The organism is Streptomyces sp. SP18BB07 (genome assembly GCF_036322545.1).
GTDB classification, from domain to species: Bacteria; Actinomycetota; Actinomycetes; order Streptomycetales; family Streptomycetaceae; genus Streptomyces; species Streptomyces deccanensis.
The window spans coordinates 18,108-41,285 of record NZ_JAQYWT010000230.1; the positions used below are offsets into that span (position 1 = coordinate 18,108).

At 69.9% G+C, this 23,178-nt stretch carries 21 protein-coding genes, 1 rRNA gene and 1 riboswitch; of the genes, 5 read left to right on the forward strand and 17 right to left on the reverse strand.

The window, feature by feature from the left end; translation table 11 throughout:
- Positions 1 to 16: 16 nt before the first annotated feature.
- From PUR53_RS07240 to PUR53_RS07250, 3 genes are all read right to left on the reverse strand, one after another.
- On the reverse strand, positions 17 to 1,021 hold the full coding sequence (locus PUR53_RS07240; protein WP_329907775.1) for an EamA family transporter: 1,005 nt from the start codon (positions 1,019 to 1,021) through the stop codon (positions 17 to 19).
- 95 nt (positions 1,022 to 1,116) lie between these two features.
- Positions 1,117 to 1,725: a Clp protease N-terminal domain-containing protein gene (locus PUR53_RS07245; RefSeq protein ID WP_443080269.1), complete on the reverse strand. Its 609-nt coding sequence runs from the start codon at positions 1,723 to 1,725 to the stop codon at positions 1,117 to 1,119.
- A gap of 362 nt (positions 1,726 to 2,087) precedes the next feature.
- On the reverse strand, positions 2,088 to 2,726 hold the full coding sequence (locus PUR53_RS07250) for a PadR family transcriptional regulator (RefSeq protein ID WP_329901097.1): 639 nt from the start codon (positions 2,724 to 2,726) through the stop codon (positions 2,088 to 2,090).
- 103 nt (positions 2,727 to 2,829) lie between these two features.
- On the opposite strand from PUR53_RS07250, the gene PUR53_RS07255 reads away from it, so the two are divergent.
- Entirely contained in the window at positions 2,830 to 3,609 is a 780-nt protein-coding gene (locus tag PUR53_RS07255) for an SDR family NAD(P)-dependent oxidoreductase (RefSeq protein ID WP_329907777.1), read from the forward strand.
- A 93-nt stretch (positions 3,610 to 3,702) separates the two neighbouring features.
- Positions 3,703 to 4,512, forward strand: a complete 810-nt coding sequence (locus tag PUR53_RS07260; protein ID WP_329907778.1) for a PhzF family phenazine biosynthesis protein — start codon at positions 3,703 to 3,705, stop codon at positions 4,510 to 4,512.
- 55 nt (positions 4,513 to 4,567) lie between these two features.
- Here the strand turns inward: PUR53_RS07260 and PUR53_RS07265 are convergent, their stop codons facing one another.
- Both PUR53_RS07265 and PUR53_RS07270 read right to left on the reverse strand, forming a co-directional pair.
- A complete protein-coding gene (locus PUR53_RS07265; protein ID WP_329901090.1) occupies positions 4,568 to 5,368 on the reverse strand; it encodes a CPBP family intramembrane glutamic endopeptidase in 801 nt (266 codons plus the stop codon).
- A 166-nt stretch (positions 5,369 to 5,534) separates the two neighbouring features.
- Positions 5,535 to 7,049 (reverse strand): glutamate--cysteine ligase, encoded by a 1,515-nt coding sequence (locus PUR53_RS07270; protein WP_329901089.1) that lies wholly within the window; start codon positions 7,047 to 7,049, stop codon positions 5,535 to 5,537.
- A 570-nt stretch (positions 7,050 to 7,619) separates the two neighbouring features.
- Between PUR53_RS07270 and PUR53_RS07275 the strand changes: the two genes are divergently transcribed.
- Both PUR53_RS07275 and PUR53_RS07280 read left to right on the forward strand, forming a co-directional pair.
- Positions 7,620 to 8,204: a hypothetical protein gene (locus tag PUR53_RS07275; RefSeq protein ID WP_329901088.1), complete on the forward strand. Its 585-nt coding sequence runs from the start codon at positions 7,620 to 7,622 to the stop codon at positions 8,202 to 8,204.
- Positions 8,205 to 8,613: 409 nt separating this feature from the next.
- A complete protein-coding gene (locus tag PUR53_RS07280) occupies positions 8,614 to 8,814 on the forward strand; it encodes a DUF5999 family protein (protein WP_013005137.1) in 201 nt (66 codons plus the stop codon).
- 118 nt (positions 8,815 to 8,932) lie between these two features.
- Here the strand turns inward: PUR53_RS07280 and gcvP are convergent, their stop codons facing one another.
- Positions 8,933 to 11,818, reverse strand: a complete 2,886-nt coding sequence (gcvP, locus tag PUR53_RS07285) for an aminomethyl-transferring glycine dehydrogenase (protein ID WP_329901087.1) — start codon at positions 11,816 to 11,818, stop codon at positions 8,933 to 8,935.
- 171 nt (positions 11,819 to 11,989) lie between these two features.
- A riboswitch (glycine riboswitch) is annotated at positions 11,990 to 12,086 on the reverse strand.
- A gap of 124 nt (positions 12,087 to 12,210) precedes the next feature.
- Here gcvP and PUR53_RS07290 point away from each other — a divergent pair.
- A complete protein-coding gene (locus tag PUR53_RS07290; protein ID WP_329901086.1) occupies positions 12,211 to 12,579 on the forward strand; it encodes a PRC-barrel domain-containing protein in 369 nt (122 codons plus the stop codon).
- 170 nt (positions 12,580 to 12,749) lie between these two features.
- Here the strand turns inward: PUR53_RS07290 and PUR53_RS07295 are convergent, their stop codons facing one another.
- The 11 genes from PUR53_RS07295 to rrf form a co-directional block, all read right to left on the reverse strand.
- On the reverse strand, positions 12,750 to 14,102 hold the full coding sequence (locus PUR53_RS07295) for a DNA polymerase IV (RefSeq protein ID WP_329901085.1): 1,353 nt from the start codon (positions 14,100 to 14,102) through the stop codon (positions 12,750 to 12,752).
- Positions 14,103 to 14,166: 64 nt separating this feature from the next.
- Entirely contained in the window at positions 14,167 to 14,694 is a 528-nt protein-coding gene (locus PUR53_RS07300) for a MerR family transcriptional regulator (RefSeq protein ID WP_443078299.1), read from the reverse strand.
- Between the two features lie 412 nt (positions 14,695 to 15,106).
- On the reverse strand, positions 15,107 to 15,580 hold the full coding sequence (locus tag PUR53_RS07305) for a bifunctional nuclease family protein (RefSeq protein ID WP_005475662.1): 474 nt from the start codon (positions 15,578 to 15,580) through the stop codon (positions 15,107 to 15,109).
- 84 nt (positions 15,581 to 15,664) lie between these two features.
- A complete protein-coding gene (ftsR, locus tag PUR53_RS07310; protein WP_329907779.1) occupies positions 15,665 to 16,420 on the reverse strand; it encodes a transcriptional regulator FtsR in 756 nt (251 codons plus the stop codon).
- 42 nt (positions 16,421 to 16,462) lie between these two features.
- Positions 16,463 to 17,434 carry an FHA domain-containing protein gene (locus PUR53_RS07315; RefSeq protein WP_329901082.1) on the reverse strand — a complete coding sequence of 324 codons (972 nt, stop codon included), beginning with the start codon at positions 17,432 to 17,434 and terminating at the stop codon, positions 16,463 to 16,465.
- 61 nt (positions 17,435 to 17,495) lie between these two features.
- The gene (locus PUR53_RS07320; protein ID WP_329901081.1) at positions 17,496 to 18,371 is read right to left on the reverse strand and encodes a DUF881 domain-containing protein; all 876 of its coding nucleotides are present in this window, start codon (positions 18,369 to 18,371) and stop codon (positions 17,496 to 17,498) included.
- Between the two features lie 5 nt (positions 18,372 to 18,376).
- Positions 18,377 to 18,709, reverse strand: a complete 333-nt coding sequence (locus PUR53_RS07325) for a small basic family protein (protein ID WP_009343209.1) — start codon at positions 18,707 to 18,709, stop codon at positions 18,377 to 18,379.
- Positions 18,706 to 19,614, reverse strand: a complete 909-nt coding sequence (locus PUR53_RS07330) for a DUF881 domain-containing protein (protein ID WP_329907780.1) — start codon at positions 19,612 to 19,614, stop codon at positions 18,706 to 18,708. Before PUR53_RS07330 ends, PUR53_RS07325 begins: the two co-directional genes overlap by 4 nt.
- Positions 19,615 to 19,712: 98 nt before the next feature.
- Entirely contained in the window at positions 19,713 to 22,208 is a 2,496-nt protein-coding gene (locus PUR53_RS07335) for a mannose-1-phosphate guanyltransferase (protein ID WP_329901079.1), read from the reverse strand.
- A 111-nt stretch (positions 22,209 to 22,319) separates the two neighbouring features.
- Positions 22,320 to 22,928: a CDP-alcohol phosphatidyltransferase family protein gene (locus tag PUR53_RS07340; protein WP_033528917.1), complete on the reverse strand. Its 609-nt coding sequence runs from the start codon at positions 22,926 to 22,928 to the stop codon at positions 22,320 to 22,322.
- A gap of 109 nt (positions 22,929 to 23,037) precedes the next feature.
- Positions 23,038 to 23,154, reverse strand: a 5S ribosomal RNA gene (gene rrf / locus PUR53_RS07345).
- Positions 23,155 to 23,178 lie beyond the last annotated feature (24 nt).

Consider the following 23,178-nt stretch of genomic DNA (forward strand, 5'->3'; position numbering starts at 1 on the left):
GCCCCCGACTCCTTGGTCACCCCCGCCCCACCGACACCTCGGCCGCCACCCCTTCCCCACCGGACGCCACCTTCCTCGACGCCCTCCTGCCCGGCGCGGACCGCTGCGCGACGAACGCCCCCGCCAGCACCACCAGTCCACCGACGATCTGCGCCACCCCCAGATGCTCGCCCAGCAGCACCCACGCGAGCACGGTCGCCACCACCGACTCCAGGCACCCCAGCACCCCCGCCACCTGCGGAGACAGCCACCGCACGGCCATCACCCCGGTCCCGTAGGCGAGCACCGTGGCGATCAGCACCACCCACCCGAGCAGCAGCCACGCCGGAACAGCCGTCCCGTCCATCAGCGCGGTACCCCCGAGCACCTCCCACTCCATCCCCCACGGCCGGGCCACCACCGTGAGCGCCACAGCTCCCACCAGCAGCCCGTAGGCGATGACACCGAGCGGGTTCGGCGCCTCGGTGCCCGCCTCGCTCCCCTGGTCGGACAGGAGGAAGTACCCGGCCTGACAGCAGGCGGCCCCGAGCGCCAGCAGCAGCCCCAGCGGATCGAAGCTCAGCCCCGACCAGATCTCGACGACACAGGCGAGGCCGCCGACCGCGAGAACGACCCCGACCGCCGCGGCACGCGTCACCGGCCGCCGCTGCACGAACCTCACCCACCCGAGAACGATGGCGGGCCCGAGGTACTCCACGAGGAGGGCGACCCCGACGGGGATTCGCGAGATCGACGCGAAGTAGAAGGCCTGCACACCGGCCACGGCGAACAGCCCGAACCCGACGAGCAGCGCGGGCCGCCGCCACACCAGGGCCCGGTGCCGCACGGCCAGCGGCAGCATCACCAGGGCGGCGCCCACGACCCGCAGCCACACCACGTGCAGCGGGTCGAGCCCCGCCTCGATGAGCGGCTTGGCCGCCGTACCCGATCCGCCGAACGCGAGCGCCGACCCGAGCGCGAGCACCAGCCCGACACCCCGACCGCGTGGTCCGTGACTCCCCTGAGACGTATGCACCGGCACATGATGGCAGCCGACGACAGGAGCGTCACCCCCAATGACACCTGTCTCACCGACTGGACCGGGCCCGACTCAGGACCGGGGATCGGCGCACGGAATCAGCAGCCCTCGCCCGTCCCCACAACTTCGGGCCCCACGACCGGCGTCCCCACGACGTCCGGCCCCACGACGGGCGTCCCCACGACCGGCGTCTCCACGACCCGCCGCGCCACGCCCCCGACATCGACACCCACGGTGCCCAGCACCTCCACGGCCCGCGACCCGTTGGCGGCGACCAGTGCGGCGAGCAGATCGACGCCGTGCGCCGACCGCTCACCCCGCCGCCGGGCGCGGTCGTACGCCTGGCTCATCGCGCGGGCCGCCACCGGCGACCAGCCGGGCATGCCCGGCGCCCCCGGGACGACTCCGGCGTCCTCTACACCGATCTGCCAGCGCAGTCCGTAGCCGATGCTGCGCTGCACCAGATACCCGAGCAGCCGGGCAACCTGGGGTCCGTCGAAGAGGGCGCGGACATCGGGGTCCGACTCCATGAGCGCATGCAGCAGATGAGCGGTGTCGATCTGCCGGTCCCCGTCCCGGAGAACCCGTCTACGCGCGGCGGCGATCGCCGAGGCCAGCTCGTCCGTGAGCCTGCCCTCGATCTCCACGTGGTCCGAACCATGGTCTACGGCCGACTGCCGGGGGAAAGGGGGTCGCACGCCCTCCACCCCATCAGTCCCACCGCCGCCGGGTCATCCACGAGAGGAAGCATCTTCGGGTCCCACACAGGTTGCGTAGGGAGCACCCGCTTCTCCTCCCTACGGATGAGAACAGACGCTCACGCCCCAGGGGCGCGCGCCCGCTTGCCCACGCCCCACACGCAACCGCATGGCACCGGCGCTCGTCCCTCACCGCATGGAGAGCGGGTGCTGGCTGGTGACCCTGCCGGCGATCGACGGCAGGCAGTACGTGTACCGGGTCTACGCTCCCGAGAACGCCCGCCGACTTCACCACCCCCACCCCGCACACACGAGAGCGCCCCGCGGAATCCTCCGGGGGCGCTGTCGCGCTTCAACGGCTCAGCCGTCCGTCAGTCCTCGTCGGCGAGGATCAGGTACAGCTTCTTGCGAGCTTCGTTGATCACCGCCAGCGCCTTGTCGCGCTGGTCCTTGTCGCCGGTCTTCCAGACCTGGCCGAACGCCTCCATCAGGCCGAAGCCGGCCTGCCGGATCTCGCTCAGTGCCTCCCAGTCGACCCCGCGCGAGGCCTCTTCCCAGGGGGCCTCGGGCCCCTCGTCAGCCGCGGTGCGACCGGCCTCGGTCAGCGAGAACAGCTTCTTGCCGCCCTCGGTCGCGCTGGCGATCAGCCCCTCGTCCTCCAACAGCTGGAGGGTGGGGTACACCGAGCCGGGGCTGGGCTTCCACGCGCCGCCACTGCGCTCGGCGATCTCCTGGATCATCTCGTAGCCGTGCATGGGCCTGTCCTTGAGGAGGGCCAGGAGCGAGGCACGCACATCGCCGCGCCGCGCCCTTCCCCTGGGTCCGCCTCGGCCACGCCCGCCCCAGGGGCCACCGCCGAAGGGTCCGAACGGTCCGGGACCACCATGGCCCGGCCCGAACGGCCCGAAGGCAGCGCGCAGCGCATCGAAGTCACCGCAGCCGCGGGGGCGCCCCCCACCACTCGGTCCATGCCCACGCTCGAATCCGAAGTCCTGTCCACGGGAACGCATCACGATCACTCCATTCCATCGTTGATCTGTCGCGATGCTTCAACGATATATCGGAAACTGTCGCCCGACAACCCCCTGGCTTCAGACGTCCTAAGGTGCAGGAATGATCTCCCCCAGCTACCTCTCCGAACTGTTCTCGCTCGACGGCAGGGTCGCCCTGGTGACGGGCGGCAGCTCCGGTATCGGCAAGGCCATCACCGCAGCTCTCGCCCGGGCCGGGGCGAGCGTGGTGATCGTCGCGCGCAAGGAGGCGGAACTGGCGGCCACGGTCGACGAACTGACCGCGGACGGCTGCCGGGCCGCCTGGGTGAGCGGCGACCTCGGCACCCGGGCCGGCGTGCGCACGGCGGCGGAGCAGGCGGTCGAGGCGTTCGGCGAACCCGACATCCTCGTCAACAGCGCCGGCGTCAACCTGCGTCCCCCGCTGACCGAGCTGGGTGAGGACGTGTGGGACACCACCATGGCGGTGAACCTGGAGGCGCCCTTCCTCCTGGGCCAGCGCTTCGGCCCCGGCATGGCCGAGCGGGGTTACGGCCGCATCCTCCACATCACCTCACAGCAGGCACACCGGGCGTTCGTCCGCAGCGGCGCGTACGGCGTCTCCAAGGGCGCCCTGGAGTCGCTGGCGCGCTCGCAGGCCGAGGAGTGGTCGCCCCACGGAGTCACCTGCAACACCCTGGTCCCCGGCTTCGTCCCGACGCCGCTCAACACCCGGCTGTCGTCCGACCCGGAGCAGGTCGCCGCGCTCGCCGCCCGCACCCTGACCGGCCGCAACGGTGTGCCCGACGACTTCGCCGGAGCCGCGGTGTTCCTGGCCGGTCGCTCAGCCGGCTACATCACCGGGCAGACGATCTTCGTGGACGGCGGCTTCTCCGTCCACTAGCCCGCCCCCGGGGCGAAGTGGCCCAGGAAAACCGGTCCACCCTCCCGGAATTGGCCTTGGCCCGTGGCTCCCCGCACCGCCTAGCGTCGTCCCATGCGCATTCGAATCGTCGACGCCTTCACCGACCGCCCGTTCTCCGGCAACCCCGCCGGGGTCCTTCTCCTCGACGCCTTCCCGGACGACGCCTGGCTCCAGAACGTGGCCAAGGAGGTCAACCACGCCGAGACCGCGTTCGCCCACCCCCTCCCGGCGGGCGGCGAGGCCGACTGGGCGTTGCGCTGGTTCACGCCGGTCGCCGAGGTGGCGATGTGCGGCCACGCCACACTCGCCACGGCACACGTCCTGAACAGCACCCGCACCCATGAGGGCCCCGTACGGTTCGCCACACGCAGCGGTGTCCTCATCGCCACGCCGCAGCCGGACGGTTCCCTCACCCTCGACTTCCCCACCGCGCCCCTCACCCCGGTCCCCGTCCCGGACGGAGTCGCCGAGGCCCTGGGCGCCGAGCCGGTCAGCGCCGTCGACACCGGGCCCCAGGTGGGCGACCTGCTGCTCGAACTGGCCGACGAGAAGACGGTCCTCGGTCTGGCCCCCGACCTCCGGTCCCTCGGCCGCTACTCCGAGCGCGGCATCATCGCCACCGCCCGCGCCGAGGACCCAGCCGCCGGCCACGACTACGTCTCGCGCTGCTTCTTCCCGAACATCGGCATCGACGAGGACCCGGTCACGGGCAGCGCCCACACCGCCCTCGCCCCGTTCTGGTCGGAACGTCTGGGCAGCCCGGATCTCACCGGCCTCCAGGCCTCCCCCCGCTCCGGCCACGTCCGCACGGGACTCCGCGGCGACCGCACCCTGCTCTCCGGCCGCGCGGTCACGGTCATCGACGGCGAACTCCTCGCCTGACAGACGGCCGCCGGGCACCACCTTCGGACGCAGCCGGGGGACGCCCGGCCACCCGTCACGGAGTGGGCAGCCAGTCCACCTTCCCGGCGAGCAGCGCGTACCCCACGAACGCCCCGATGTCGAGCAGCGAGTGGGCCACCACCAGCGGGCCCACTCGCCCCCACCGCCGGTACAGCCAGACGAACACCACGCCCATCACCATGTTGCCGACGAAGCCGCCGATGCCCTGGTAGAGGTGGTACGAGCCGCGCAGCACCGAACTTGCGGCCAGCGCGCTCCCCGGCGACCAGCCCAGTTGCTGGAGCCGACGCAGCAGATACCCGACGACGATGACCTCTTCGAGGACCGCGTTCTGGATCGCGGAGAGGATCAGCACGGGGTACTTCCACCACACCTCGGGCAGCGCCTCCGGCACCACGGTGAGGTTGAAGCCGAGGCCGCGCGCGGCGAGGTAGAAGGCGATCCCGGTGCTGCCGATCACCGCGGCGATCGCCGCGCCCCGGCCGAGGTCGGGCCACGGTTTCGTCCGGTCGAAGCCGAGAGTCCGCAGCCCGGCGCCCTCACGCAGCAGGAAGTGCGCGACCAGGGCGACGGGCACCAGGGCGGTCGTGATCCCGAAGAGCTGCCACGCGAGGTCGAGCCAGGGCCGGCCCGGCGCGGCCGAGGCGTTCATGGTGGCCGCCTGGTCCTTGAGCCCGCCCGGTTTCGTGACCGACCCGATGAAGCTGATCAGCGCGGACACCCCGCTCGCGCCGAGCGAGAGCGCGAGCACCAGGAGCGTCTCGTCCCTCAGAATCCGCCGGACCGGCCGCTCCCCCGGCACCGCGCCCTCCACCGACTCCGCCTGCCCCTGCACCCACGCCTCCAGTTGTCCGGCCCCGCCGAGGGTCCATCATCACCCGCGACGGTCCGCGACTTTCCGGCGGCGTCCCCCCACAGCGGCTCACCCGGACGGACCTGACGCCGTACAGGGACAGCCCGCGGCCCGGCAGGAACAGCCCGCAGCCCCTCCGAAGGCGACCTCAGCCCAGCGGCACCGGCTCCGGCAACCCCACCGGCCAGCTGTGGACCGGCTCACCGGAGTGCATCAGCTCGCCGTAGCGCCGTGTCGTGGCGGCCAGCGCCGCGTCCCGGCCGAGCCCCTTGGCCAGAGCCCGATGGAACGTTTCGACCTGCCAGGACGCCCCGTTGACCCGGCGCCGGCAGCGCTCCTCGATCACACCGAGGTAGAAGTCCCGGTCGACCGGCTCGACCCCCCACGCGTCCAGCCCCGCCTCGGCGAGCGGCAGCAGCTCGTCCCGGACGAGGTTCACCGCGTCCACCGGCCCCACCCCGCCGTAGCGCCCGCGCGGCCACTGCAGCCGCGCGTCGATGCCGTGCCGGCAGGCCTCGTCGAAGTTGGCGGCGGCAGCCTCGAACGGCAGCCGCGTCCACACGGGCCGCGACTCCTCGGCGAGGGCGCGTACGACGCCGTAGTAGAAGGCGGCGTTGGCGATCACGTCCGTGATGGTCGGCCCGGCGGGCAGCACCCGGTTCTCGACGCGCAGGTGCGGGACCCCGTCGGCGATGCCGTAGACGGGCCGGTTCCAGCGGTAGATCGTGCCGTTGTGCAGGGTGAGTTCGGCGAGTGAGGGCACGCCGCCCGCGTCGAGGACGGCCATCGGGTCCTCTTCGTCGCAGATGGGCAGCAGCGCCGGGAAGAAGCGCAGGTTCTCCTCGAAGAGATCGAACGCCGAGGAGATCCACCGCTCCCCGAACCAGGTGCGCGGCCGCACTCCCTGGGCCTGCAGCTCGGGCGGCCGGGTATCGGTGGACTGCTGGAACAGCGGCGGGCGCGACTCGCGCCACAGCTCGTGCCCGAACAGGAACGGCGAGTTGGCCCCGATGGCGACCTGCGCGGCGGCGACCGCCTGGGCGGCGTTCCACACGTCGGCGAACCGGCCCGGAGTGACCTGGAGATGCAACTGCACGGAGGTGCAGGCCGCTTCGGGCGCGATGGACTTCGAGGTGCAGACGAGCCGCTCCACCCCGTCGATGTCCAGGGTGAAGTCCTCGCCCCGGGCGGCGACGATCTGATCGTTCAGCAGGGTGTAGCGGTCGCCCGCGGAGAGGTTCGACGAGACCAGGTCGTCACGGCCCAGCGTGGGCAGAATGCCGATCATCACGATTCCCGCACCGACTTCGATCGCCTTGCGGTCGGCGTACGCGAGGGAGGTGCGCAGCTCCTCGGAAAGCTGGTCGAATACCCGGCCACCCAGCCGATGTGGAGCAATGTTGACTTCCAGATTGAACATGGCGAGTTCTGTTTGGAAATCTCGGCTGGCAATCCGCTCCAGCACTTGCGCATTCATCATTCTGGGGAGACCCTCGCCGTCGACGAGGTTCAGCTCGATCTCCACCCCCATGAGGTTCTTGGGGCGATCGAACCGCTTCTCCTCCAGCAGCCGCGCCAGCCCCGCCAGGCACTGCCTCAACTTGTCGCGGTACTGCTGGCGATCGGAGAGGCCGAACGGCCCCGCCACGACCTTCTCTCCCATCTAGGGGTCCCTCCTTGGATGGGCAGGCCGACCAACCGGCCACTGCTGTCTCGGGTCCACGGATGATGATGCCCCGGTGGAGCCGCTGATAACGTCCCCGGCGCGACCTGCGCACGCTAGGCTGAAGGCGGTCACCTCCGACACTATTCACTCGGCGTGCTTCTGGCACATTCAGCGGGCAATAATGAGCACGCGCTTTCTACCTGTTGCGCTTTCGTGAAAAGCGCCGACGAGAACCGGCCGTCCGCTACGTGCTGGTAATCCGAGGTCACCGGCGCACCCCCTTGGAAAAGCGGGGTGCTGGACAGGTCCCGGCGACCGGATACCGCCTTGTTCTTCATATGCGGAACGGCTAGACGAAACCTCGTGTGAACACGTGTCGTATAAACTCCGCAATCGAGGCTGAGAGTCGGCACTCGCGGTCCTCGGTCCCGCCGTCAGGCCACGCGCGGCGGACCCACCCACGCACCCGGACCCCGGGCACCCGTCTCTCCGATCCCCGAGAGCTGACAGCGCCGTCCGCCCCCGCCCTCGCGCCATCGTGCCTGTCGAACTGAGAGGCGACCCACCATGCCGCTGCATGTCCCCCCGGCTCCCGCGCCCGCCCTGCGCACCGTCCTCATGGCACTCGGTTCTCCCACCGCCGTCCACGAGGCGCGAACCCCTTCCCTGAAGAACGCCTCGGGCCCCGCCACACCCGAACTGCCGCTGCCCGTCCACGTACTCGACCGGATCGCCCCGGAGGGCACGGGCACCGCCCGGCTCACCGGCTGGCGGTTCCTGATCCGCTGCGGCGACCGCGCCGTGGCCGCCGCCGAGACCCGGCTGACCCCGGACGGCTGGGTGTTCTCGCACTTCTTCGAGGGCCCGTACATCACCTCCGCCGAGCGCGCCCTGCGCCAGGCCGAGGCCGTGCCACAGCCCTACCAGCCACGCCTGCTGTCGGTGCCCGAGCTGTACATGCACATGCTCTGGCTGCACGCCGACCCCACCGCCGACGGCGCCACCGGCCATCCGGCACCGAACGACCTGCTGGTCCCACTGGCGCCCGCGCCGCCCGGTATCGCCGCCCACCGCCCGCACCGGGTCGCCGAACTCCTCCCGGTACTGACCACCCGGCTCACGCCCGCACCCCTCCTGGGCTCACCCGCCTGAACCAAGGCCACCCCGCTTATTCGCACCGCCCGCGCCCCGCCGCCGATTTCCCGGCGGCGGGGCGCTTGTTTTCCCTCTTCCCGCCGCCGGGAATGCGCGCTCTTTAGGGCGGCAATACGCTCGTACGAGCTATTGGCTTGCCGTCCCCGCCACCTGACTAGCCCCATCCGACCATGGCGAACCACCCGAAGGGACAGTGCGGTGGGGATGAACCGTCCGCGCGAGGGATGCGTCATCAACCTGTGAAGAAGCCGTGCTGCGAAATGCCTGCGGATTGACGCCCGTGGGGCAACACTGGGACCGGACCGATTTATCACAACGGGGGGCGGCCATGAACGAGGCTTCACGCCGCGGGTCGGACAAACCAGCCAACTCAGACCACACGACAAACCGAAAGATCCCCACAACCATGTGCCAGCACCAGCCACTGTGCCCGACTGCCGAATCCGCCGACCGGGAAGGCGCCCGACTCGTGGCGCACCACCCGGAGCAGGGATGGAGCCTGCTCTGCAACGGCGTTCTGCTCTTCGAGGACACCGGTGAGCTCCTGCCGGACGGCCAGATCATCGCGCCGCACCGCCCGATGGGCACCGTGGTGACAGCCGCCTGAGCCGCACGGACGTGCGCACAGGGTGAGCGTCCCCGCACGGGACGCCCACCCGGACGGAAGAAGGGGCCGGCCGGAGAACGCACTCTCCGAACCGGCCCCGACGCGTATCCGCGGGCGACTACTCTTCGTAGGCGTCCAGCGGCGGGCAGGAACAGACCAGGTTGCGGTCACCGAAGGCCTGGTCGATCCGGCGCACCGGCGGCCAGTACTTGTCGGCGGGCGAGACCCCGGCCGGGAAGACCGCCTCCTCGCGGCTGTAGGCGTGCTCCCAGGCCCCGCCGAGCGCCGCCGCGGTGTGCGGGGCGTTGCGCAGCGGGTTGTCGTCCGCCGGCCACTCACCCGAGGCGACCTTCTCGATCTCCGAGCGGATCGCGATCATCGCGTCGCAGAACCGGTCCAGCTCACCGAGATCCTCCGACTCGGTCGGCTCGATCATCAGCGTCCCGGCCACCGGGAACGACATCGTCGGCGCGTGGAAGCCGTAGTCGATCAGCCGCTTGGCGATATCGTCGACGCTCACCCCGGTCGCCTTGGCCAGCGGCCGCAGGTCGACGATGCACTCGTGCGCCACGAGCCCGGCAGGGCCGGTGTAGAGCACGGGGTAGTGCGGCTCCAGGCGCTTGGCGATGTAGTTGGCGCTGAGCACCGCCACCTGGGTGGCCCGCTTGAGGCCCTCTCCGCCCATGAGCCGGACGTACGCCCAAGAGATCGGCAGGATGCCCGCCGATCCCCACGGCGCCGCCGAGATCGGTCCCACACCCGTCTCCGGCCCGGCCGCGGGCTGCAGCGGGTGGTTGGGCAGGTACGGCGCCAGGTGCTCGCGCACCGCCACCGGGCCGACGCCCGGCCCACCGCCGCCGTGCGGGATGCAGAACGTCTTGTGCAGGTTCAGGTGCGAGACGTCGCCGCCGAAGTGCCCCGGCTTGGCGAGCCCCACCAGCGCGTTGAGGTTGGCGCCGTCGACGTACACCTGACCACCGGCGTCGTGCACCTGCGCGCAGATGTCGGCCACGTGCTCCTCGAACACGCCGTGCGTCGACGGATACGTGATCATCAGCACGGACAACTCGTCGCGGTACTGCTCGATCTTGGCCCGCAGGTCATCGACGTCGATCTCGCCGTCCTCGGCGGTCTTCACCACCACGACCTTCATACCGGCCATGACGGCGCTCGCCGCGTTGGTGCCGTGCGCGGAGGACGGGATGAGACACACGGTGCGCTGCGCGTCGCCGTTGGCCCGGTGGTACCCGCGTACGGCCAGCAGCCCGGCCAGCTCGCCCTGCGAGCCCGCGTTCGGCTGCAGCGACACCTTGTCGTACCCGGTGGCCTCCGCCAGCCGCTCCTCCAGCTCGCGGATGAGCGTGAGGTACCCCTGCGCCTGTCCGGCGGGCGCGAACGGGTGCAGCTGCCCGAACTCCGGCCAGGTCACCGGCTCCATCTCGGTGGTCGCGTTGAGCTTCATCGTGCAGGAGCCCAGCGGGATCATGCCCCGGTCCAGCGCGTAGTCCCGGTCGGCGAGCCGGCGCAGGTAGCGCAGCATCGCGGTCTCCGAGCGGTACTCGTGGAACACGGGGTGCGTGAGGTAGTCGTCCGACCGCAGCAGCGCCTCGGGCAGCGTGTCCTCCGCGGCGGCGTCCAGGGCCTCGACGTCCCCCTCCACGCCGAAAGCGGTCCATACGGCACCCAGCTGCGCCCGGGTCGTGGTCTCGTCGCAGGAGATCGACACCAGGTCGGCGTCCACGAGGTGCAGGTTCACGCCATGTTCCCGCGCGGCCGCCACGACCTCGCCGGCACGCCCGGGCACCCGCACGGTGAGCGTGTCGAAGTACGCGCCGTGCACGACCTCGATCCCACCGGCCGCGAGCCCCGCGGCGAGCACGGTGGCGTACCTGTGCGTACGCCGGGCGATGGTCCGCAGCCCCTCCGGCCCGTGGTAGACGGCGTACATGCCGGCCATCACGGCGAGCAGCACCTGAGCCGTACAGATGTTGCTGGTCGCCTTCTCCCGGCGGATGTGCTGCTCCCGCGTCTGCAGGGCGAGCCGGTACGCCTTGTGTCCGTCCGCGTCCACGGAGACGCCCACGAGCCGCCCCGGCAGGCTCCGCGCGAACTTCTCCTGCACGGCCATGTAGCCCGCGTGTGGTCCGCCGAAGCCCATCGGCACCCCGAACCGCTGGGTCGTCCCCACCGCGATGTCGGCACCCAGCTCACCGGGCGACGTCAGCAACGTCAGCGCCAGCAGATCGGCGGCGACGGTGACGAGCGCGCCGAGTTCGTGCGCCTGCTCGATGACCGGCTTCAGATCGCGTACGACACCGGAGGCGCCGGGGTACTGCAGCAGCACCCCGTTGATCTCCCGCTGGGCGATGTCGGCCGGAATGCCCTCGCTCAGGTCCGCGACGACGACCTCGACACCGGTCGGTTCGGCACGGGTCTCGATCACCGCGATCGTCTGCGGCAGGGCGTCCGCGTCGACGAGGAAGAGACCCTTCTTGTTCTTCCCCATCCGCCGGGACAGCGCCATGGCCTCGGCGGCCGCGGTGCCCTCGTCGAGCAGGGAGGCCCCGGAGGTGGGCAGCCCGGTCAGGTCGGCGACGGCGGTCTGGAAATTGAGCAGCGCCTCCAGCCGCCCCTGGGAGATCTCGGGCTGGTACGGCGTGTAGGCGGTGTACCAGGCCGGGTTCTCCATGACGTTCCGCAGGATGACGGGCGGCGTGAAGGTTCCGTAGTACCCGAGCCCGATCATGGAGCCCAGCACCTGGTTGCGGTCCGCCAGCGAACGCAGCTCCGCCAGTACCTCCGCCTCGGTGCGGGCGCCCGGCAGCTCCAGAGCCTCGGCGTTCTTGATCACATCGGGAACCGCGGCGGCCGTCAGCTCGTCGAGCGAGCCGTATCCGACGTGCGCGAGCATCTTGGCCCGGGCCTCGACGTCCGGGCCGATGTGGCGCCGCTCGAAGGGGATTCCCTGTTCGAGCTCGGAGAGCGGAATGCGATGGGCGGTCATTGCGGAGGCCTCCTGGTCTGACACGACCTGCGAGGGCACCACGGCACGGGTGCCCGGACGGCCTCCCCCTCTGTCATCTCAACCTGAGAGCTTCACCGGTCCTGGTTCGGGCCGGTTTTCACCGTCGGTGAGAGCGGGAGCCGTGACACCCGCTCTACTTTCCAGAGTGACCTCGTCCATGCGGTACGTGAGCCTGAGAGATTCCGGGGAGGATTTGCTCCTTCGGCGCCTCCGGATGGTGTCCGGAGGACTCTCCCGCACGGGGTCAACAGCCGCTGCCAGCGTATCAGCGCGGTCAACGCACGGGTCTTCGAGTGGCCGCCGCCCCCGATGTGCCGTTTCGTAGGGGTGAGAGATGATTCGCCGCCGCTCTGCGACCACTTGGAGGGCCCGTGCAGACCGACATCGATCCGCGCCACCTGATCGGCCGCAAGGCGTTCGACCGCAAGGGCAGCAAGATCGGCACCGTGGACGAGGTCTACCTCGACGACGCCACCGGCATCCCCGAGTGGGCCGCGATACGCATGGGCTTCTTCGGCCGCGACGCCTTCGTCCCCCTGGAGCCCAGCGAACTGGTCGAAGGCACCCTCCGCGTCCCCTTCGAACGCGCCCTCATCAAGGACGCCCCCGACTTCGGCGTCGGCCGCCACCTCTCCCCCGAACAGGAACTCCAGCTCTACCACCACTACGGCCTGGACACGGCCCCACCCCCACCCCTGGACCACGACTTCGGCAACGTGCCGGGCAGAGACGACACCTGACGCCCCCGGAGCCCCACCCGCCGCCCCCGGCCACCCTCCAACCACCTCAGGCTGCGCCCCACTCTCCCTGATTCCACCTTCGCCCCTTCCGCAGGCGCCTACCTGCGCCTGCCTCTCCCGTCGCAACGGCGCTCAGCCACAACCACGCAGACCAGCGGTGCCACTCGGCTTCAGCTCCGCACCCCGCCCCGCGTCAACGGCAACGGCTCCGCCGGCTCCAGTCCCGGATCGTCGGTCCGGAAGGTCCGCACGCGCCCGGGCTCGACGTCTTCCGGCGTCTCGAACCGCACGGTCACCCGCCCCAGCCCACTCCCCTGCACCCACCCGTGCCCGTATTCGACATGCCGCACGTCATGCCCGGCCCTCCACTGCCGCTCCCCACCCGCACGCTCCTCCAGCGCGGGCACCTCCACAGCGTCCCCGGCCTCGTCCTCGACAAGTTCCACCTCACCGGCCGCCTGCGCGAACAGGTCCTCCTGCGTGTAGTCGGCGAGGCCGCTGACGCCCACCCCCAGCAACCGCACCCCACCCGTCGTGTCCACGGCCTCCAGCAGCCGCCCCGCGGCCTCCCGCACCACCGCGGGGTCGTCCGTGGGCCCCCGCAAGGTCTCGGACCGGGTCAACGTCGAAAAGTCGTACCGCCGCACCTTCAGCACGATCGTCCGCCCCGACAGACCAGCCCCCCGCAGCCTCCGCACACACCGATCCGCGAGCCGCTGGACCTCCATCCGCACCCGCACCCGGTCATGGATGTCGACGTCGTACGTGTCCTCCACCGACACCGATTTCGTGTCCCGCTCGGCCACCACCGCGCGGTCGTCCCGCGCCAGTGCCATCGCGTACAGCCCGTGCCCGTGCGCCTTGCCCAGCAGCCGTACGACCTCGTCCTCACCGGCCTCCACGATCTCCTCGACCGTGGTGATCCCGGCCCGCCGCAGATGGTCCCCGGTCGCCGGCCCCACCCCCGGCAGGATCCGCACGGACATCGGCCCCAGCAACGCCCGCTCGGTCCCGGGCTCGATCAGCACCAGCCCGTCCGGCTTGGCCTGCTCGGAGGCGATCTTCGCGAGCATCTTGGAGGCCGCGAGCCCCACCGAGCCAGTCAGCCCGGTTACCGCCCGGATGTCCGCCCGCAGCCTCCTCCCCACCAGCCGCGCGGACTCCTCGTCCCAGGCCGCGTCCCCGGCCTCCAGGTCCACGAACGCCTCGTCCAGACTCAGCGGCTCCACGAGCGGCGACAGATCACGCAGCAACCCCATGACCTGATCACTGATCGCCCGGTAGAACTCGAAGCGCGGCGTGAGGTACGCGGCGTTCGGCGCGAGCCGGCGCGCCTGCCCCATCGGCATCGCGGAGTGCACCCCGAAGACCCGCGCCTCGTACGAGGCGGTCGCGACCACTCCGCGCGGCCCCAGCCCGCCCACCACAACGGCTTTCCCGCGCAGACTCGGCTTCGACGCCTGCTCCGCCGAGGCGTAGAAGGCATCCATGTCGAGATGCAGGATGGTGGGCGCGGTTCTCACATCTCCGATGCTGCCCTACGCCACTGACAACGCCCCGCGTCCCTCGGACGCGGCGGCGCCTCCCTCAGACCGCCCGGTTGCGTCGCCGCGCGAGCTCGTCCGACGGGTTGTGGCCGACCAGCGTCTCCCCCGTGTCCACCCGCTCCCCGTGCAACTGGGAGAGAGCGCTTTCCACGTCACGCCAAACGACCCCCACGGCAATCCCGAAGACCCCCTGGCCGCCCTGGAGCAGGGCGTGGACCTCATCGGGCGAGGTGCACTCGTAGACCGTCGCCCCGTCGCTCATCAGCGTCATCCGCTCCAGATCGCTGAAGCCCCGCTCCCTCAGGTGCTGGACGGCGGTGCGGATGTTCTGCAGCGAGACCCCCGTGTCGAGGAACCGTTTCACGATCTTGAGGACGACGACGTCCCGGAAGCTGTAGAGGCGCTGAGTCCCCGAGCCCTGCGCGGAGCGCACACTGGGCTCCACGAGGCCGGTACGGGCCCAGTAGTCGAGCTGCCGATAGGTGATGCCGGCGGCCGCGCACGCGGTGGGGCCGCGGTAGCCGACGTTCTCATGCGGTTCGGACGCCGCCCCCGCGCTGTCCTGCACCACCGCGGGACGCTGCGGGACGTGACCGGCCGCGCTGCCGTGAAGCTGGTACGGGCCGCCGTCCCCCAGCCTGCGTCCGGGGGCACCCCCAGCCGTACCGTCGCCGCTGCTTCTCACGCCGACCTCCGTCCTTGACCTGCCTCATCGACGGTAGGCAGCCACCCGGGGTGCGTCAACGACCACCGCACTCGCCACGCCGAGTGATAATCACCCTGAGAGTGGTTTCCCGTGCCCTCCCGCGGGGAAAGGCTAGCCGAATGCCCTCCGACCGAGCCGCTCGACGGCGCACCGGCTCCTGGCATATGCGGAGCCCCGCTCGGACGCCGTCACCGCAGCACGAGCCCTCCACCTGCAGGGGAACGGCGACCGGCGGCGCCGAGGCCTCACGGCCCCTCACGACCACCCGCCGGGCTCACTGACTGTTCGTACCGAAGTCCTCGGGCGAGATCTGGTCGAGGAACTCGCGGAACTTCTCCACCTCGTCCTCCTGCTCGTCCGGGATCGCGATGCCCGCGTCGTCGAGCACCCCGTCACTACCGAAGATCGGCGTACCCGTACGCAGCGCCAGCGCTATGGCGTCGGAGGGCCGCGCACTCACCTCGACCCCACTGGCGAACACCAGCTCCGCGTAGAAGACGCCCTCACGCAGGTCGGTGATACGCACTTCAGTGAGCTCCTGGCCGACGGCCTCCAGCACGTCCTTGAACAGGTCGTGCGTCAGCGGTCGTGCGGGGGCCATGCCCTGCTGGGCGAAAGCGATCGCCGTCGCCTCCCCCGGCCCGATCCAGATGGGGAGGTAACGGTCGCCTCCCACTTCGCGCAGGAGCACGATCGGTTGGTTGGAGGGCATTTCGACCCGGACACCTACGACATCGAGCTCGTTCACACAGCAACCCTAGGCCGTGCTCGGGATGTTTGGGTAGTCGGGCAGAGATCGGCCGACCGATCCGCCACGGGCGAACACCACGCCTCAGCGCAGTCGCACGCCCAGCGCACTCTGCACCAGGGCGGCGTGCAGCTTCACCGTGAGCCCCGCCAGCTCCCGCGTGCGGTCCTCCGCATGGGCCCTGGTCTGCGGATTCCGGTGCAGCCGCAAGGGCGCCACGACCTGCTCCACGAGCCCCGCCTCACGGTCCGCGGCGGCCCGCATCACCCGCAGGTGCCGTGGCTCGATACCGAACCGCCCCAGTTCCACCACCAGCGTGGCGACGGTCAGCGCCTCCGCGTCGTACGACCCGTCCGGCAGCGCCGCCACCAGCCCGTACGACTCCCACTCCGCCAGCTGCTCCTCGTCGATCCCGGCACCGGCCATCAGCTCACCGCGCCCGATCCGGGCCGCTGTCGGCTCCTCCGGCTCCCCGAAGAGCTCACTCAGGCGCTCTCCGTCGCCGACGTCCCGCTGGCGCCCCACGGACGGCAGCCGTACGTCCTCACCGCGCTCCAGGGCCTCCAGATACTCACGGATCACCTTGAGCGGCAGGTAGTGGTCCCGCTGCATCCTGAGGACGTGTCCCAGGCGCTCGACGTCCTCGGCGCTGAACTTGCGATACCCCGAGGGGGTCCGCTGCGGCTCGATGAGCCCCTCCGACTCCAGGAAACGGATCTTGGAGATGGTTACCTCGGGGAACTCCTCGCGCAGCGCGTTCAGCACCGTGCCGATGCTCATCAGGCCACTGTCCGCGGCGGCGGTGCCGTGGTCGGCACCACCGCTCGTTGTTCGAAGCATGGACCTTCCCTGGGGTCCCCCCGGACACGGTCCGGGGGAGGGTCAGTAGCCCCGCTGGCTCGCGTAGAAGACCAGCCGGTACTTGCCGATCTGCACCTCGTCGCCGTTGTGCAGGGCGACCTGGTCGATCCGCTCACGGTTGACGTACGTGCCGTTCAGGCTGCCGACGTCGGCGACCGTGAACGAGCCGTCCTGGCCCCGGCGGAACTCCACGTGGCGACGCGAGACGGTCACGTCGTCCAGGAAGATGTCGCTCTGCGGGTGACGGCCCGCCGTGGTCAGGTCGCCGTCCAGCAGGAAACGGCTGCCCGCGTTCGGGCCGCGACGCACGACGAGGAGTGCCGAGCCGAGCGGCAGCGCGTCGACGGCGGCCTGGGCCTCGGGAGAGAGCGCCGGCAGCTGGGTCTGGCCGGTGACCTCGGAGTCGTACGCCTCGAGGCCGGAGATGGAGATCGTGGAGGTCGTCTCGGACGGACGCTCGGGGGTCGCGCCGGCCCGCAGCGGAGCACCGCAGTTCGAGCAGAAGCGGCTGTTCTCCGCGTTGCGGTTACCGCACCTCGTACACACCAGGGCCGACATCGACGGATCCTCCTGCCGCGGCTGCCCCGCCGGGGCATTGGACGCATACGGGTCTGTGGCAAACCCTCCACCCGTACCTGAGGTTGACGGTTCCCCGAAACCTATGCGGCCCGACTGGGCAGGGTCAACAGACGGCGCGCCCTGACCTCCGGAAATGTCACCTCCCGGACCAGCGACCTGGTCCCGGAACATGGGGCGCTCACCGCCCTGGCCCTCCGCCTCCGAAGGCTGCGCGCGATGGCGGGAGGTCGCGTTGTCGCTACCCTCTCGCGCGCTCTTGCCGAACAACTTCGCAAACAACTTCACGGGCGATTCCCCTTGACCGAAACAGACCCGCCCGTGGGGCAGGACGAACCCTGACTGAACACACCGGCCGAGCCGGACAACCTCACAACGTCCGTACCCACCGGACAGTTTCCACCACGCACCACCCATTCGGTGCGCCGACCCCCCGCAACCTCATGCCCTGGCCGGACGGTCCCCATGCACCTGCGGTTCACTGGGAGGACGACCGAGCGTAGTCAGGCCGCTCCGCCGCTCGCAAGGCGTCCACGACGATCTTGTCCGCCCGCTGCACGGTCACGGTGGCCTGCTCCTTCTCCAGTGTCTGCACCACGCCTCCGGGGATGTTCAGTGCGGGCTCGAGGTCCTGCGGATTGCCGATGACCTTGAAACGAAAAGGCTGGGTGATCTTGTTCCCGTCGACACTGATCCCGTCGTCGGAATCGGTGAGATACGTGCTGGCCACGACCCGTACGCCGTTCACCTGGATCGCCTCCGCGCCGGCCGCGCGCAGCTCCTGGATCGCGTCGAGCAACATATCCGCCTCGACCGTCCCCTTCGTGTCGTCGATCGTCAGTGTGATGCCGGGCCCCTGCGCCGCCACCGTGCCCGCCAGAATGCCGAGTTGCCGCTCCTTCTCGACCGTCTGTTTGCGTGCCTCCTCGGCCTGGTCCGAGCTGTTCTCCAACTCGGTGCGCTGATCCTCGAGACCCTGCTTCTCCTCCTCCAGACGCTGCGTACGGTCATCCAGTTCATCGAGGATGCGAACGAGGTCCTCCTGGCGTGCCCCGCGCAGCGCGCTGTCGTCGTTGTTGGACGCCACCTGGATGGCCAGCCCGAAGCCGAGGCCGAACAGCAGCAGGGCCACGATGAGTTGGGCGCGGGTGAAGCGCGGCGGCCACAGTCCCTGGGCCAGCCGCTGCCGCCCGGTCAGCTTGTCCTTCTCCTCCTGAGGCGCCCCACCGGGCTCCTCGGCGGCTGCGGGGGCCACTTCCTGGGGCAGTTCCCGGCGCAGCCGGGCCGTCGGTGTGTCGTCCCCTCCGGCACCGGGGGTCGGCTTCGGATCCGGCGTCTTGTCCTGGTCGCTCATCGGCCTCACGCCCGGAACACGTGCCGACGGATCGCCGCGGCGTTGGAGAAGATGCGGATCCCGAGGACGACCACGACGCCCGTGGACAGCTGGGCGCCGACGCCCAACTTGTCACCGAGGAAGACGATCAGGGCGGCCACCACCACGTTCGACAGGAACGACACGACGAAGACCTTGTCGTCGAAGATGCCGTCCAGCATCGCGCGCAGACCACCGAAGACGGCGTCCAGCGCCGCCACCACGGCGATGGGGAGATACGGCTCTACCACCGCCGGCACCTCGGGCCGGACCAACAGTCCGGCCACGACTCCGAGGACGAGGCCCAGTACGGCGATCACGATGTGCCCTTCTCTGTGCTGGGTTCTGCTGTTCGTACGATCACGCTCGGCGCGGCCGGCACCTTGATGTCGTCCTCGACGGAGATGCTCGTCCGGATGCCGAAGTTCTCCTGGAGGGCGTGCAGATACAGCCCGTCGGGGCTGTTCTGGAACGTGGTGCTCAGCCGCTGCCCGTCCCCCACCGCGAGGACCGTGTAGGGCGGTGCCAGCGGCTTGTTGTCGACCAGTATCGCGTCGCCCGCGGCCCTGATCGCCGACAGTGCGGTGAGCCGCTGACCGTTGATCGAGACGGCTTCGGCGCCGGACTCCCACAGCCCGTTGACGACCCGCTGCATGTCCCGGTCCCGCACACGGCCGGTGTCCGAGAACCCGGACGTCTCGCGCGGGTCGCCGTCACCGCCCTGACCTGCACCCTTGGCGTCGTTGACGACGAGACGGACTCCGGGGCCGTGCACCTCGACGGCGCCCGACAGGATGCCCACCAGGTCGTCACCGTCGCTGCCCCCGCCGTCCTCCTTGAGTGCCTTGCGCTGTCGGGCGCTCACGTCGTCCCGGAGCTCGTCCACGGAGTCCTCGAGCTTGTCCGCGGCTGCCGTCTCCTCCTGGATACGGTCGATGAGCTCCTCGCGCTCCTTGGCGACCACGGGAGCACTGATCCGCGCCTGCGCGGCACCCACGGTCACCACCAGGGCGGCGAGGACCAGACCGACCGCGAGTCCCAGCTTGGCCCGCACCGTCTTCGGCATGCCCTCGGCGCCTGCGGCCTTCCTGCGGGCGGCCGCCTCGGCGTATCCGTCGTCGAGGCTGTGGTCCATGACGTTGTTGAGCAGCGACATGGAGGCGTCCGGACGCGACGGGCGCGCGGGTGTGCTCCGAACGGGGGGCTGCTGCGGCATGCCGCACATCGTCGCATGTCGCGACCACTACCTCCGAATGGCCCCACCGGCGTGCCGGACAGGCCCCGTTGGGGGCACTTGTCCGGCACGCGCGCGTGCGAGGCGATTCAGCGACCGGCGCTGTCCACGACCGCCGCCCACTCGTCGAGCAGGGACTGCGCGGAGGCGTCGTCGGGCCCCTCGGCCCACAGATGCGTGACGGCTTCGGCCGGGTCCGGCAGGACCATCACCCACCGCCCGTCGGTCTCCACGACCCGCACCCCGTCGGTGGTGTCCACGAAACGGTCCCCGGCCGCCTCGACGACCCGGCGCATCACCAGGCCCTTGACGGCCCACGGAGTGGCGAGATCCCGCTTCAGGACGTGCGCCCGCGGAATCCGGGCGTCGATCTGGCTGAGCGTGAGCTGCGTCCGAGCCACCAGTCCGATGAGCCGTACGAAGGCCGCCGTCCCGTCGAAGACGCTGCTGAACTCCGGCACGATGAAGCCACCGCGTCCGTCGCCGCCGAAGATGGTCGTCTCGTCACCGCCGACCCGCGTGAGGTCGTCGGGCGAGGTGGTCGTCCACTCGACCTGCGTGCCGTGATAGGCGGCGACCTGCTCGCCGATCCTGGTGGTGGTCACCGGTAGCGCGACCCGTCCGCTCCGCCGCTCGGCGGCGACCAGGTCGAGCATGACCAGCAGGGCCCGGTCGTCCTCGACGATCCGACCCTTCTCGTCGACGAGCGACAGCCGTTCACCGACGGGGTCGAACCGGACGCCGAACGCGGCCCGCGAGGACGCGACGATCTCACCCAGCCGCACCAGCCCCGACCGCCGCATGTCGCCGGTCTCCGTCGGCCTGGACTCGTCGAGACCGGGGTTGATCGTCAACGAGTCCACACCCAGCTTGCCGAGCAGACTCGGCAGCACGAGACCGGCGCTGCCGTTGGACGCGTCCACGACGACCTTGAGCCCCGACTCGGCGATCCCGGTCGTGTCGACGTTCCGCAGCAGCGACCCGGTGTACGAGTCGAACACGCTGGCCGGGAAGTGCAGGTCCCCGATCTCACCCGGGAACGCGCGCCGGTACTCCTGGCGCGCGAACACCCGGTCCAGCTTCCGCTGACTGGCCTGCGACAGGTCGGCGCCCTGTCCGTCGAAGAACATGATGTCGACAGAGTCCGGAACTCCCGGAGTCGTCCGGATCATGATCCCGCCGGCGCTGCCCCGGGCGGTCTGCTGCCGTGCCACCGGCAGCGGTACGTTCTCCAGGTCCCGTACGTCGATGGCGCTGGCCTGCAGCGCCGAGATGACCGCGCGCTTCAGCGCGCGGGCGCCTCGGGAGTGGTCACGGGCGGTGGTGACCGTGGAGCCCTTCTTGAGCGTCGTCGCGTAGGCCCCCGCGAGTCTCACGGCCAGTTCGGGGGTGATCTCCACGTTGAGGATGCCGGAGACGCCCCGGGCGCCGAAGAGATGGGCCTGCCCTCGGGACTCCCAGATCACCGAGGTGTTGACGAACGCGCCGGCCTCGATCGTCTTGAAGGGGTAGACGCGCACGTTCCCCTGGATGATCGATTCTTCGCCGACGAGACACTCGTCGCCGATCACCGCGCCGTCCTCGATCCGTGCGGCGCGCATGATGTCGGTGTTCTTGCCGACCACACAGCCACGCAGATTGCTGTGCTGGCCGATGTAGACGTTGTCGTGGACCACGGCCTTGTGCAGAAAGGCCCCGCTCTTCACGACGACGTTCGAGCCCACGACGGTGTGCTCACGGATTTCGGCGCCGGCTTCGACCTTGGCGTAGTCCCCGATGTAGAGCGGCCCGCGCAGCACGGCGTCAGGGTGCACCTCGGCACCTTCGGCGATCCACACACCGGGCGAGAGCTCGAACCCGTCGATCTCGACGTCGACCTTGCCCTCCAGCACGTCGGCCTGAGCCTTCACATAACTCTCGTGCGTGCCGACGTCCTCCCAGTAGCCCTCGGCGACATAGCCGTAGACCGGCTTGCCCTCCTTCATCAGCTGCGGGAAGACGTCGCCGGACCAGTCAACCGGGACATCGGCCTCGACATAGTCGAAGACCTCGGGCTCCATCACATAGATGCCCGTGTTGACGGTGTCGGAGAAGACCTGACCCCAGGTGGGCTTCTCCAGGAAACGCTCGACCTTGCCCTCCTCGTCCACGATCGTGATACCGAATTCCAGAGGGTTCGGTACCCGGGTCAGACAGACGGTGACGAGCGCGCCCTTTTCCTTGTGGAAATTGATGAGCTCGGTGAGGTCGAAGTCGGTGAGGGCATCGCCGGAGATGACGAGGAAGGCATCGTCCTTCAGCGCCTCCTCGGCGTTCTTGACGCTCCCGGCGGTACCGAGTGGCTTCTCCTCATTGGCATAGGTGAGCTCCATCCCGAGCTCCTCGCCGTCCCCGAAGTAGTTCTTGACGAGTGACGCCAGGAACTGGACAGTAACGACGGTCTCATTGAGCCCATGCCTTTTGAGCAGCCGCAGTACGTGCTCCATGATCGGGCGGTTCGCCACGGGCAGGAGCGGTTTGGGCATGCTCGAGGTCATGGGGCGAAGGCGTGTGCCTTCGCCTCCGGCCATCACGACGGCCTTCATGTCGGAAGCGTCCTCCTTGAAGAGACGGTCTAGCCGACTTCACCCGTCCAGATTGTCCCGCACTTTTCCGACGCGGGCCATCGAGCCACTAACGGCCGCCCACTGGCGGGCTCAATCGGCCATGGCGTCCGCACTGACGAGTCGGCGGACCTGAACCACGTAGAGGATTCCTGCCCACCAATACAGCGTTGTACCCCATCCGGCGAACGCCCATCCGAAAATAGCAGCGAGTGACGAGATCCATCCACTTCCGTCACTGAGCAGCAGCAACGGGAAGGCATACATCAGGTTGAACGTCGCCGCCTTGCCGAGGAAGTTCACCTGCGGCGGCGGATAGCCGTGCCGTCTGAGGATGCCCACCATCACCAGCAGAACCAGCTCACGCAGGAGCAGTACAGCGGTCAACCACAATGGCAGAATCTCGCGCCACGTGAGGCCTACCAGAGTTGACAGGATGTACAGCCTGTCAGCCGCGGGATCGAGAAGCCGGCCGAGGCTGCTGATCTGGTTCCAGCGGCGCGCCAGCATGCCGTCCAGATAGTCGCTGACGCCGCTGAGAGCGATCACCAGGAAGGCCCAGCCGTCGACCTTGGGGCCGCCGAACTCGGGCCAGAGAACCAACCACAGGAAGACGGGCACGCCGACGAGCCGCGCCATGCTGAGAATGTTCGGGATGGTGAGGACCCGGTCCGTCTGGACCCGGGTCTCCTGTACCTCCACCCGGGGGCCTCCTGTGGGAAATGAGCCAACGATGCCCCCTGACCTTACCTCAACGCAAAAAAGCTCTGGCTCCTGGGCTTGATGCCCAAGAGCCAGAGCTCTAAAAGGAGTTCGGCGGCGTCCTACTCTCCCACAGGGTCCCCCCTGCAGTACCATCGGCGCTGTAAGGCTTAGCTTCCGGGTTCGGAATGTAACCGGGCGTTTCCCTCACGCTATGACCACCGAAACACTATGAAACACTCAACCGCAC

Coding starts and splice junctions, on each gene's coding strand:
- PUR53_RS07260 (WP_329907778.1), top strand. CDS start 3,703: ATGCGCATTCGAATCGTCGACGCCTTCACCGACCGCCCGTTCTCCGGC.
- PUR53_RS07255 (WP_329907777.1), top strand. CDS start 2,830: ATGATCTCCCCCAGCTACCTCTCCGAACTGTTCTCGCTCGACGGCAGG.
- PUR53_RS07275 (WP_329901088.1), top strand. CDS start 7,620: ATGCCGCTGCATGTCCCCCCGGCTCCCGCGCCCGCCCTGCGCACCGTC.
- PUR53_RS07250 (WP_329901097.1), bottom strand. CDS start 2,726: ATGCGTTCCCGTGGACAGGACTTCGGATTCGAGCGTGGGCATGGACCG.
- ftsR (WP_329907779.1), bottom strand. CDS start 16,420: ATGCTTCGAACAACGAGCGGTGGTGCCGACCACGGCACCGCCGCCGCG.
- PUR53_RS07320 (WP_329901081.1), bottom strand. CDS start 18,371: ATGAGCGACCAGGACAAGACGCCGGATCCGAAGCCGACCCCCGGTGCC.
- PUR53_RS07280 (WP_013005137.1), top strand. CDS start 8,614: ATGTGCCAGCACCAGCCACTGTGCCCGACTGCCGAATCCGCCGACCGG.
- PUR53_RS07270 (WP_329901089.1), bottom strand. CDS start 7,049: ATGGGAGAGAAGGTCGTGGCGGGGCCGTTCGGCCTCTCCGATCGCCAG.
- PUR53_RS07315 (WP_329901082.1), bottom strand. CDS start 17,434: ATGGGTGGTGCGTGGTGGAAACTGTCCGGTGGGTACGGACGTTGTGAG.
- PUR53_RS07335 (WP_329901079.1), bottom strand. CDS start 22,208: ATGAAGGCCGTCGTGATGGCCGGAGGCGAAGGCACACGCCTTCGCCCC.
- gcvP (WP_329901087.1), bottom strand. CDS start 11,818: ATGACCGCCCATCGCATTCCGCTCTCCGAGCTCGAACAGGGAATCCCC.
- PUR53_RS07330 (WP_329907780.1), bottom strand. CDS start 19,614: ATGTGCGGCATGCCGCAGCAGCCCCCCGTTCGGAGCACACCCGCGCGC.